A 12,343-nucleotide genomic window follows, 5' to 3' on the forward strand; every position below is an offset into this window, starting at 1 on the left:
GCTTGTGCTGAGTGGACTCCCACTTGAAGGATATTGACAGCGCTATTAGCTATCCCACGCATTAATAAATTTAGATTAGAGAGGTTTTTGTGACTTTATACGCTGAATTACACCGTCATCTCGGCGGATCGGTTGTCCCTCGTATTCTTTGGCGATATTTCCAACGCCAAAATCCCGAACAGGCGGGACGGTTTCCTGAGTATCCTGGGTTTGAGGAGTTTTATACACGCCCTCGTAACACGTTAGATGAGTATTTAGAACTGCACACCTTGGTGGAAAGTGTCCAAACCGAGGAAACTTTGCCCTATTTCATCTATCGCTTGATTCGTGGCGCACACATTTTTGAAAATTTGGCATATTTGGAGTTACGTTATACGCCTTATCTCCGCACCTCTGAGCGGTTAAGTCAATCTGAGCGAATTGATCAGATGACGCAGATTGTGGAAATCGTCGGCAAAGCCAGTCAGGTTGCCGAGTATCCGATGGTAACCAGCCAAATTCTGTGTATGCACTCACGATTACCTTATGAGGTAAACAAGGCGATTGTTGATTTGGCAGCGCAGAGTCAAGAGTATGTGTGTGGGGTTGATTTGGCGGGAGGAGATGCTCACTATGCAGAGCGTTTAGATGAGTTTATTGGGTTGTATCAGTATGCGCGATCGCTGGGGTTAAAAACAACCGGTCATCTCTACGAAACTCCAGATGGCTGTTACCCTGAACTGCTACCTTATCTCATGCGAATTGGTCACGGTATCCAAATTCCTTTAAAGCATCCAGAGTTATTATCTCAGTTGCAACAGCAGGGGCAATGTTTGGAAGTTTGTCCTACCACTTATCTGAAAACTGGGACTTTACAAGATATTCGGCAGTTGAAGGTGGTATTTGACCGCTGTTTTGAGGCGGGTGTAGATATTGCGATTGGTACGGATAATGCGGGATTGCACAATGTTCGTCTGCAATTTGAGTATGAGAATTTACTGACTCAAGATGTGATTAATTTTAAGCAGTTACAAGCTTGTCAGGATGCTGCCTTTCGACATGCTTTTGCTTGGCCTCATACTCAAGACCCAACTTCGTTGTTGACGGGATTGCTGAAAACTGAACCGAAAAAAACGTTGGCTGGTAAGAGTCAGTGAGAATGTCAGGTAGGAGTCTGTTGTTAATAGTCAGAATGAATGCGTTATGATCGGATTTTTTTAACGCAGAGGTCTCGGAGGTTCTCGCAGAGGTTCGCAGAGGTTTTGGAGTTAGTTTTTATTGGGTTTGTTGGGCATGGAAAGTACTATCGTGCTTTCTAAGTTCTTTTGAAGGCAAGGTGTTTGACGGCTTGTACACTGGTGATTTCTTTGGATTGTTGGAGTCTTTTAGTAGGGTGGGCAGTGCCCACCTTACTTGTAGAGTTTTTGTGCAAGTCCTGAGCAATAATTCGATTAGCACTTATACAATCTGGCTGGACAAGGGCTACATAGGTATAGGTATCGATTATTCGTCAGTCATTCGTTGTTAGTTTTAACTCCTATTTCAACGATTAAATCTCAAAGAATTACTCCTGAAAATCCGCTAATTTGTAGCCACTTTTTCCTCAAAGGTAGGATTACCATACTTCATCAATGGGTGGTGGTTCTACTCCTTGAAAACCCATGCCCCATTCATAGTGCGGTGGCTCTGGTAGGGGTGGTGGTGGGGATGCTCCGATGGGCTTATCGTTGGCATCAGGAGCTGAGTTTAAGGCATGAATCGGTGCTGTAGTATGGATACTGCTGACCCAGCTATTGTTTGTCCTTGCTGGCAACGGTGTCAACGTATCTGGAATTCTGCCTTCCCGATCTAGTAACTCACTCAGATGGTGCAATCCTTCACATAATTTGTGTAAGTGTAGGCATCGGTAATTGGCGGCTTGCCAGTCTCCTGCTTCGAGGGCTTCGACGTAGCCCTTCTGCAAAGCTCTAATCAGCCTCAACTGGGTTTCGATGATTGGATATGTAATTGCCATGGATTTTGCTGTTGTTGAATTGTGCTCCGCCATATATCCCTTAAGGCATTCTCTGTAGAAGAAGAGAAACCAGCCTTCCCTAATAAGGCTTTCAAGCTTAATTCCGTTTAACAGAATCCCTTCAAAGAAGTTTTGTTAAAGAGATGTCACGGTTACGCCAACAATGTGTGATCGCCTGCGTTCGTCGTAAGCGTTGTGACCAGCAAGACTCTACCCATTAAAATGTTGGTGATAGGGCACTACTCCCCAGCGCTCAAGGTTCTGACGGAGGATGAAATGGGAATTTGAATCCAAAATTCAGCTCCCTGCCCTGGCTCTGAGTAACACTGGAGAAGGCCTCCATGTTTCTCGACTATGATTTGGTGACTAATCGACAGACCTAAACCGGTCCCCTTACCCACTGGTTTGGTTGTGAAAAAGGGATCAAAAAGACGCCTAACGACGCTCGGTGGCATTCCCAATCCATTATCACGAATCCGAATCACCGCTTGATTATCTTCCAGAAGTTCTGTGCTAATCCAGATTGTTGGTGAAGTTGAAGCAGGATGAGTAGATGATGAGGTGTTGATCTGGCAGTGTCCCTCTATGTCTTCCTGACTTTCCCTAAACAATTGTTGTTCCGTCCCTTCCACTGTGCAATTCTCTAGGGCATCGATCGCATTACTGAGGATATTCATAAAAACTTGATTGATCTGACCGGCGTAGCACTCCACCGGGGGCAAGTTGCCGTACTCTTTAATCACCGTCACCCCTGGATGTTTCCCTTTGGGTTTCAAGCGATTTTGCAGAATCAGCAATGTACTATCAATCCCTTCATGAATGTTGATCGGCCTCATTTGGGCATCATCCAACCGCGAGAAGTCGCGCAAAGAAAGCACGATTTCTTGTATCCGGTCAGCTCCCATTTTCATGGAAGAGAGGATTTTAGGTAAGTCTTCGATCAAGAATTCTAAGTCAATTTCTTCGATAAATCCTTGAATTTCCGAGTTCGGATTGGGATAGTGCTGTTTATAGTAGTTAATCAGCTCCAGCAGGTCTTGGATATAGTTTGTGGCATGGCTCAGGTTACCTGTGATGAAATTAACGGGGTTGTTGATTTCATGGGCAACTCCGGCAACCATTTGACCGAGTCCGGACATTTTTTCGGTCTGAATCAGCCAGGTTTCCGTTTGCTGAAGGTCTTTTAACGCCAGTTCCAGATGGCGTGCTTGGGTTTGAGCGGCAAGAGCGGCAGCACGATTGTTGGCGAACATTTCTGTTTGCTCGATCGCAATTGCGAGCTGATCCACCACGGCTTGCAAGAGTTCAACTTCTCGGTCGCTCCACTGACGCGAGCCATTATAGTGACTACAGGCGATCGCACCGAGCTGTCCCGTGTGGGTCTTCAGGGGCAGCAGGAGTCCCGCTGTAATCCCCCAATTGCACAGCAGAGATTGGGTTTGGGCATTTAAATCACCCGTCTGTCTCAAATCCTCAATTTTTAGCGTTTTTTGCTCGCGAATGATTTCAGCGATGGGTTTGAGATGGGGCGGCAGGTTCTCTCCCAACAAACACGGCAATTCAGGGTTACAGGCTTCGTGAGATATGGTTAACCTGGGTGACTCTGCCTCTTCAATGCACCATAAAAAGTGACAACTGTCAACACCAAGCAACCTCCAAATCTCAGTGACGGCGGTATTGAGAATAATATCGAGGTCGAAGAAGTTGTGAATTTGATTAGCTAACTGACAAAGCAAGGCTTCCCAACGACTGAGAAATTCATCCCGCGACCAAGCACGGTCAATTGCGGTGGCGATCGTATTCGCCACCCACCCTAAAACGTTGTGAACCACTTGGGAAAAGCGATGGCGACTATGCAGTGCGATCACCCCCACCAAGCGCGACTCGACCATGAGGGGGTAACCACTAAAGTTAATGGGGGCGCTGTCGGCTTCCTCTGATTCGACAAACAACTGAGTGTTTAAAGATTGCCTGGTTTGGGCAATTGTGCCGATGAGGTGATGGTTTGGAGGAACGTGAGCGGGAAATGTGTTGGCGGGTCGAAGAGTTCCGGCACAGGCTTGCAAATCTAAGGGTAAGGGGTCACCTGACCCAACCGATGCGGAGTCAACCAACCAAATTCCAACCCCGATCGCGTCGAGATGTTGTACCATGGCCTCGGTGCAGCGTTTGAGGCTCTCAACTAATGGACTGCCCTGTCCCAACGCAGCTGCGACATCAGCTTCTAGGGTTGAGAAGTGGGAACGCTCTAGAAGGGTGGCTTTTCCTGGTTTGTGGGGGGGAACCTCATGCCCAATCCCATAGATCAAGTGTTCGTTAACCGGGCAAAAAAAATTCCAGCGTTGCCATTTATAGGAACCATCCTGGCAACGATAGCGATTTTCTACCTCAATGTTTTCGGTGGCACTCCCCAGCTTCTCCCATACGGATTGGGTTGCAACTTTGTCTTCAGGATGAACAAAATCCAGGAAGGGTTGAGAAAGAAGTTGTTCTGGGGTGTAGGAAAGAATTTTTTCAAAGGCTGGATTCACCTGTTGGAAATGACCATCCCCACTAAGGATGCACATCAGATCGGGCGAGAACTTAAAGAAGATCTCTGTCCCACCCTGAGATGGACTCAGGCGCTCGTTTTCTATCCGCTTATGCTCAGTAATATCTTGACAAACCGATATATAGGCATAAGGTTTTTCCTGAGCATTCAAAATCGGTACGATCGCCGTATTTACCCAGTAAAAATTGCCATCTTTAGCTCGGTTCCGGATTTCACCTCTCCAAACCTTTCCTCTGCTAATGGTCACCCACATCTGTTTAAAAAAATCCGATGAGTGGTAACCGGAATTCATGAGGCGGTGGTCTTTTCCTAACAGTTCTTCTCTAGAATACTGTGAGATTTTACAGAAATTATCATTAACATAGTTAATTTTGCCCCGATGGTCTGTAATCGACACCATCGAAGTACACTCTAGTACCAACTTAAGTGTTGCCAGTTCTTGCTGTAACGTTGGCTTTGCCTCCTTCTGTTGCTGACGCTTGTTTGTTCTTCCTTTCAAGCTCGTTACGCTTTTATGGCGCTCCGACTGCATGTTAACACCGCTTATTGTTAGGCTGATTGCTTGTTTACTCAACGTCGCTAACGCCTTTTTTTGTTTTAATGTTAGCGATCGCGGTTGGTGATCCATTACGGCTAGTATGCCCACTATGAGTCCCTGAGGCATTACTAAGGGGACACCCGCGTAAAATCCGATGTTGGCTTGAGATGTTACCCCTTCATGGTTAGCCCAATGGGGGTCTGCTAACACATCTTCAATCACCCACAAACGAGAATCCCAGCGTTCTCGTTGCAGGAGCGTTTGAGCGCATAACGCCAAGTAAGCCTCGGTTGAGTTGGGGTCTAAGCCAACTTGGGATTGAACCCACCCTCTTCTAACATCAATGAAGCATAGTAGCGCGATCGGTGTTTGGCAAATGCAAGCTGCTAAGCGAGTCAAATCGTCAAAGGCAGCTTTGGAATTAGCTTCCAAACCTTGATACGGATCAAGCTGATCAAAGCTGATGGCTCTGTTCCCAAATAAAAGCGTTTTCATTGCTTTGCGTTCCTCTCCTCGCCGAAGCCAGGTTCTTTACGGTTTCTTGGCTTAATGGGGTTTTACTGAGTAACGGACGGTGTTGTCGCTTCCCTTTGTGGTCACAGCTTTTTTGTACAACGGCGATTCTGTTACTGTGAATAACCAGAGAATTTTTCCACAACGATGAAGTCAATTACTCTTAACGTCTTAAAGCCGATGTTCGCAGCCTTTGAACCCGTGTCACAGACTAAAATTTTTCTTGTTATGAGCTTCTATGCAAGCTTTCCCCCGATTCGTCATCGGTTGATTACTTTAATCTTAACTAATTTTAGAACCTCTTTTCTAATCTTTATAAATCATATAAAACCTTAAGAAATATAAAGTGCTTAAAAAAGTTATATAGCTGTCGTCATAAAGCTTAGGACAGATTGAACGGCTGTAAACGACTGCGTACCAGTAAAAAACCTTCTGCCTACTCCTGCCCAGAACGCTGCGCGAACTGCCTTTTGCTATATGACTAACCGAACTCAGGACTTTGAATTGAAATAGGGGTTAGTCAAAATAATACTCAAGGGAATAGAGCGCGTGAGTTGATAAGCAACTCAACTCAGCAATCAATTAATGCAGCGAGATATTTCAACGCCAAATCTAAAGATTAGATTGCAGTTTCTAACTTTAGGGTTGGCGAGGTACAAAATAACAGTAAGTATGAACTCAACAACAGTCCTTGAGTAATGTAAAGGCGTACTGAGAGGGGAAATACTGATGAAATTTTCACGTTTTAACAACAAAGCTCCCTCCCCAGCAGAACTTCAAGATTTAGAAAAACTCAAAGCTCTGATTGAGCGTGCTGTCGCAGACGGTAAAGTGACAAAGTATGAAATGGAGTCTATCCAGGCGGCGATGCGTGCTGATGGAAAAATCAGCTTTGAGGAACTGGAGTTATGTAGAGAACTGATCTGGGAAAAAATCCAAAACGGAGAACTGGAATACGACTGGTGGAATTGAGCCAAATTGAGCGGATCAACTCGGTGATTCAATCGGGGAAGATTCAGGCGTTGCCGAACTCTCCGGTGTGGGTTCAGGGGGAGTCGCATTTTCGACGGTGAGTTCGAGTTGATAATTAACCGACCCAGAAGATTCTGATACGATCACAAACTCATATAAACCCGATTCTGGCAGTTCTCCTGACCATCTGCGATCGCGCGAATCTTCCAACAAGGTTGGCTTGCCGCTAGGACTATAAATGGAAAACAACACCCTACTTCCCGTTTGCAAGTTGGCAGTCATCACCTGACCCTTAGACAATTCAGCCAGGAAGACTTTGCCTCCTCCGGGTTTCAGGGTGCCAGTGACGGTTTTACTAACAGCCTCTGGGTCAAACTCAATTCGCTCTAAAGCCTCTCTGGTTTTCAGTGCGGGGAGTGTATCTGCCACCATCGCTTGCCAGATCTGGAAGATGGGTTTGTTCCGAAAATTCTGATTCTCCTTCTGTTCGGGGAACGATTGAAAGAACTTGGCATCAACTAAGTCGTAAAGACTACGGCTACTGACACGTAGCTGATTGGCTTCGGCTTTGGCACGAGTGAGATCAGCCTCGGTATAGCTGCCTAATTGCCGTCGTGCGGGGGCACTTAACTTCAGGTTATCGAGTTGTCGGAGGACATTGGAAGCGATCGCATCCCACTGTGCTCTAGCCTCAGCATCTTCTGGCCCCTCACCTAAAGTCTGACCTCGGCGATCGGGGTACTGAGTCCAATATTCCTCATTCACTAAGCTAGCGTAATAGTCATAGCGAATATCTAGGGCGACACGACGCTGCTGTAGACGTTCCTTGCGTTGTATTTCTTCGCGGGTAAATGGTGAGGATGGCTCCAGTGTGGGTTCAATCGTGGGCGAGACTGAACCCGTCTCGGTAGGCTGGGGTGGAATATTGTCAGATGGTACTTGGGACTTGATCCACCAATTGCCCGCCAACCAGCCAATCCCACCCGCAACCGGAATCAGCACGAGCACCGCTATAATTTTCCCCCACCAACCGGAGGACGGATTATCGGTTGAACTGGGCGATGGTGTTGCAGGCACAAGGGGGGCAGAGGAATTATGAGCCGCTACCACCAAGGGAGGGGAAACTGCCATCGTTGCTTCCGTTGGAGGAGACGGAAGCTGAGTCGGGAGGTACGCCGGGGGTGGGGATTGTGCCGTGAGGGATTGCAGCACTTCCCGTGCACTTTGATAACGCTCCGTCGGATTGAGTTGGAGCATTTTATCCAGCACACTGCCTAGCTTGGGGCTGAGATTGACTTCCCGCCGCCAGTTCCATGCCGATGTGTTCGGGTCAATCAGCAGTTGCGGTTCCTTCCCTGTGAGCAACACTAATACCGTTGCCCCTAAAGCATAGAAATCACTGTGGGGATAGGCTATGCCTCCTTGCATTTGTTCGTGGGGCGCAAAGCCCACCTTCCCCAAGCGAGTGGCATGGGCGGGTGTACCACCGACAGGAGGTGACCCCATCACTTGAGAAGCGACCGATGCCGCGACTTGCTTAACCCCACCAAAGTCAATCAGCACAGGCAACCCATCCGTACTCCGCAAAATGAGATTATCGGGAGAAATATCCCGATGAATCACACCCAAGGAGTGGATGTATTCTAAAACCGGTAGGATTTGCAGCAACAGTTGGGTAACTTCTGCTTCATTAAACCGTAGTCCTTGCTGCTTGCGAGTATCGAGTAAGGCGTGGTACGTTTGACCGACCACATAGTCTTGTACTAAAAATAAGCGCCCCTTGCTTCCTTGTTTGACGCGAAACATCTCTCGGAACTTGGGGATTTGGGGATGTTGCAATTTGTAGAGAATACCGGCTTCCCGCTCAAAGAGTTCCTCTGCTTTTTGCAGGGCGTAGGTTCCTTGAACTTGGGGGGCAAATTCCTTTAACACACAGGATTCATTAAACCGATTCAAGTCTTCGGCTAAATAGGTGCGTCCAAAGCCACCATGCCCTAATTCCCGGACAATACGGTAGCGACCCCCCATCACCATCCCAGCCTCAACACTTTGGGCATCCGGCTGGGTTAGCTTCTCGCCACACAGCCTGCAAAATCGATTTGCAGTGGGATTTTCATGTCCTTGAGAGCAATAGAGGGGAGCCATTGAAAATGCCAAATCAATAATTAAGAGTGAAAGGCACAAGCGCGGATTTCCTCAAGCTGAAGCGATTGCGATTCAGCTATTGGGATTGGAATACCAGCGACTTGTATTCTGGCTTTTTGCGATCGCTCAGGGATCAGTTGCTTTTGCCCACGAACCATCAACAACGGACAGAAACACAAGTTTAGATTATGCCCACTAGATGCACAACAGGTTAATTCTTGCCCGTTTCGAGTTGACTCGCCCGATCCGAGAAGATCGCATACCAAATTTGACCGAATGTCTGTAAGTTCAGTTTCTCAATCCGTTGCTCAGGAAACAGTTGATTAAATGTTTTATCTGTTTGTTGACTGAGCTGGTTCATCGTGTAACCACCCAATTGACCTTGCTGGGCTTTACGCTGCCAACTTTGGTAATCTCGTTGAGCATAACGTCCTAACTGGCGACGAGCCGCCGCACTAAGTTGAGCTTGTTCTAGTTTATCGAGCAAGTCCTCCGCTGTGTTGTGCCATGCCTTTCGTAATGCCGCATCTTCGGGTTTAAGTGTTAACGTTCGTCCCCGGACTTCTGGGTACTTCGTATAAAATACATCATTGACTAAATTGTTAAAATATGCATCCGGAATGCCTAAGTCTTGACGGCGGCTTAACAGTTGGTTCATCCGCTTCTGCTCCGAAGCACTGGCAGAGCCACGGTCGGGTGTATTGTCGGATTGAATACCTATAGGGTCTAAGCGGACTGAACGAATCATGGAACTCATCATCGCCCAACCCGCCCATCCGGTGACTAAAATCAAGCCTGCACCCACCCCCATCTTGAGCAACCACCCACCCAGCCCGTTGAGAACTTGCGGGGGTTTTGGTATCGGTTGAGGGTTAGGCTGTGCAGCAATGGGGCTGGGGGTAACTGGAACGGGTTTGGCAGGGGCTTTGGGAGCCACTACCAGTGTTCGCAGATGGGAGGCGATGGTGTTGAGGGCGAACGGACGTGGAGGAGGAGTGGGGTTGGGTGCGGGAGGGTTGGGGTTGGCTTTGAGGGCAACGACTTGTGTTTGCCGTTGGGACACAGGACTATGAGTGACAAGGGGAAGTTGGGATGGCAGGGCTTGCAGGACTTCATCGGCACTGGAAAAGCGATCGCTCGGTTTATGAGCTAACATTTTCTGCAACACCGCTTGCAGTTGAGAGGACACCTGAATGTCCTGTCCCCACCGCCAATTGCCTTGGTAGATGTCATACAAATGCTGAGGTTCTTTGCCAGTTAGCAACACCAGGGCGGTTACCGCCAAACTGTACAAATCGCTGTTAACAAATACTTTCCCCTGTCGCAGTTGCTCCTCTGGGGCGTATCCCTTCTTACCCAATCGAGTTTGTAGTACCCCAAGCTGGGTAAAGTTGGAAACAGCGGTTGCCGCTATTTCTTTGACACAGCCAAAGTCAATCAGTACCGGAAGCTGGTCTGAATTTCTCAGGATAATATTATCGGGAGAAATATCTCGATGAATCACGCCTTTGGCGTGAATGTACGAAAGTACGGGTAGCATTTGGCATATAAGTTGAATCGCTTCTGCCTCACTCAACCGCTTGCCGGACTTGAACAAATCGAAGTAGGTTTGACCTTCCACGTAATCTTGCACCAAGAATAGGCAACCCGTACCGCCTCCAATATCGGCTGGAAACAATTCCCAAAATCTGGGCAATTGTGGGTGTTGAAGCTGATGGAGCACTCCCGCCTCTCGTTCAAATAATTCCTTGGCTTTGTGTAACTCAGAAGCCCCTTGAACTTGAGGAGCAAATTCCTTGAGGACACAGCGATCGCTAAAGCGTTGTAGTGCTTCGGCTAAATAAGTACGACCAAAACCCCCCTGTCCCAATTGGCTGACGATGCGATAACGCTTTTCCAGAACTTGTCCAGTACCTAAGGGGAGACGTTGACCGCACTCTTGACAAAAGCGGTGACTGGAGTCGTTTTTGTGACCTTGGGAGCAATAGAGAGGCATTGTACTAAAGGAGGGATCAATGCTATTTCCGAGCGATTGCAACACGGAGCGAACTTCCTGTATCGTAAGCGTAATTTTTAACTCAACCAACTGGGAAGATGCGAGAAGAACAACGTCATCGGGCAGTTACGGCGTTTCAAGCGTTTCTAACCACACCCTTAGAGGAACAACTCCGACGGCATCAAACCACTTCTCCAGAATCGGCTGCCCTGGCGTTGTTTCACGATGTTGTGACTCATGTTCCGGCTTACAGAGCTTTTTTGACACAACAGGGCATCTCCTATAACTCCATCCAGACCTTTGAGGATTTCGCAAACCTTCCCCTCATTACTAAAAATAACTACCATTCGTGTTACCCATTGACCGATTTGTGCCGGAATGGACAACTGGACTTATGCGATATGATTGCGGTTTCCTCCGGTTCCACGGGCAAACCCACATTTTGGCCCCGCTTCCTCACCGACGAACTCCAGATAGCGACACGCTTTGAACAGATTTTTCACGATAGCTTTCATGCCGACACTCGCCGTACCTTAGCCGTGATTTGCTTTAGCTTAGGGACATGGGTAGGCGGGATGTACACCACGAATTGCTGCCGCTATCTGGCGAGTAAGGGTTATCCGGTTACCGTTGTCACTCCTGGTAATAACAAAGACGAAATTTTCCGAGTGGTTCAGGAACTGGGTTTAAGCTTTGAGCAGGTGGTATTGCTGGGTTATCCGCCCTTTCTGAAGGATGTGATTGATACTGGTATTGCTCGTGGGGTGGAGTGGCAACGGTATCAGATGAAGTGGGTAATGGCGGGAGAGGTGTTCAGCGAAGAGTGGCGGAGTTTAGTGGGGGAACGAGTTGGCTCAACGAATCCCTGTTATGATTCTGCTTCGCTGTATGGAACTGCTGATGCGGGGGTGTTGGGGAATGAAACCCCGTTGAGTATTTGCATTCGCCGTTTCTTAGCCAAGAATCCCGATGTTGCCAAGAGGCTATTTGGAGAATCGCGCTTGCCGACGTTGGTCCAGTATGACCCCCTCAGTCGCTTCTTTGAGGTGTATGAGGATACGCTGCTGTTTTCGGGAGATAACGGAATTCCCTTGGTGCGTTATCACATTTCGGATCACGGGGGACTGATTGCTTATGAGGCGATGCTAGAGTTCTTAGCAGAATGGGGTTTTGACCCGGTGGCAGAGTTGCAAGAAGGCAGAGGGATTCATCCTTTACCCTTTGTCTATGTGTTTGGGCGGTCTAATTTTACCGTTTCTTATTTTGGTGCGAATATCTATCCGGAGAATGTCACGGTTGGGTTAGAGCAACCCGTGATTCGAGAGTGGGTGACGGGGAAGTTTGTGTTGCAAGTTAAGGAAGATGCGGATCAGGATCGGTTCTTATCGGTAGTGGTGGAGTTAGCGCCGGGAAGTGAAGCGAGTGACGAGAAACGGGATGCGATCGCTTCTTCCATTCTCTCCCAACTTTTGCGGCTTAATAGTGAGTTTGCCAACTATGTTCCTAAGCAGTATCAGTTGCCACAAGTAGAGCTGGCTCCGATGGGCGATCCAGAGTATTTTCCGCTGGGAGTTAAGCATCGCTATACTCGTAGCTAATCAGCATTAATCATCGTTGTGTGAGGGAGCGTTTAAC

General features: G+C 47.8%; 8 protein-coding genes. 4 read left to right on the forward strand and 4 right to left on the reverse strand.

The features are described from left to right. The first annotated feature begins 89 nt into the window (after positions 1–89). Positions 90–1,136 carry an adenosine deaminase gene (locus MIC7113_RS19700; RefSeq protein WP_015183928.1) on the forward strand — a complete coding sequence of 349 codons (1,047 nt, stop codon included), beginning with the start codon at positions 90–92 and terminating at the stop codon, positions 1,134–1,136. 458 nt (positions 1,137–1,594) lie between these two features. Here the strand turns inward: MIC7113_RS19700 and MIC7113_RS37720 are convergent, their stop codons facing one another. Then, positions 1,595–1,993, reverse strand: a complete 399-nt coding sequence (locus MIC7113_RS37720) for a hypothetical protein (protein ID WP_216596333.1) — start codon at positions 1,991–1,993, stop codon at positions 1,595–1,597. Between the two features lie 239 nt (positions 1,994–2,232). Next, complete coding sequence (locus MIC7113_RS19710; protein WP_015183930.1) at positions 2,233–5,577, reverse strand: PAS domain S-box protein; 3,345 nt, start codon at positions 5,575–5,577, stop codon at positions 2,233–2,235. A 747-nt stretch (positions 5,578–6,324) separates the two neighbouring features. On the opposite strand from MIC7113_RS19710, the gene MIC7113_RS19715 reads away from it, so the two are divergent. Beyond that, the gene (locus tag MIC7113_RS19715) at positions 6,325–6,567 is read left to right on the forward strand and encodes a hypothetical protein (protein WP_015183931.1); all 243 of its coding nucleotides are present in this window, start codon (positions 6,325–6,327) and stop codon (positions 6,565–6,567) included. Positions 6,568–6,582: 15 nt separating this feature from the next. Here the strand turns inward: MIC7113_RS19715 and MIC7113_RS19720 are convergent, their stop codons facing one another. Beyond that, positions 6,583–8,712 (reverse strand): serine/threonine-protein kinase, encoded by a 2,130-nt coding sequence (locus tag MIC7113_RS19720; protein ID WP_015183932.1) that lies wholly within the window; start codon positions 8,710–8,712, stop codon positions 6,583–6,585. A gap of 26 nt (positions 8,713–8,738) precedes the next feature. Between MIC7113_RS19720 and MIC7113_RS36665 the strand changes: the two genes are divergently transcribed. Next, entirely contained in the window at positions 8,739–8,897 is a 159-nt protein-coding gene (locus MIC7113_RS36665; RefSeq protein ID WP_155898054.1) for a hypothetical protein, read from the forward strand. 26 nt (positions 8,898–8,923) lie between these two features. Here MIC7113_RS36665 and MIC7113_RS19725 read toward each other — a convergent pair whose 3' ends face one another. Then, positions 8,924–10,708, reverse strand: a complete 1,785-nt coding sequence (locus MIC7113_RS19725) for a serine/threonine-protein kinase (protein WP_041781047.1) — start codon at positions 10,706–10,708, stop codon at positions 8,924–8,926. A 98-nt stretch (positions 10,709–10,806) separates the two neighbouring features. On the opposite strand from MIC7113_RS19725, the gene MIC7113_RS19730 reads away from it, so the two are divergent. Next, complete coding sequence (locus tag MIC7113_RS19730) at positions 10,807–12,306, forward strand: phenylacetate--CoA ligase family protein (protein ID WP_015183934.1); 1,500 nt, start codon at positions 10,807–10,809, stop codon at positions 12,304–12,306. The last annotated feature ends 37 nt before the right edge of the window (positions 12,307–12,343 follow it).

The sequence above is a fragment of the Allocoleopsis franciscana PCC 7113 genome (assembly GCF_000317515.1).
Classification (GTDB): Bacteria; Cyanobacteriota; Cyanobacteriia; order Cyanobacteriales; family Coleofasciculaceae; genus Allocoleopsis; species Allocoleopsis franciscana.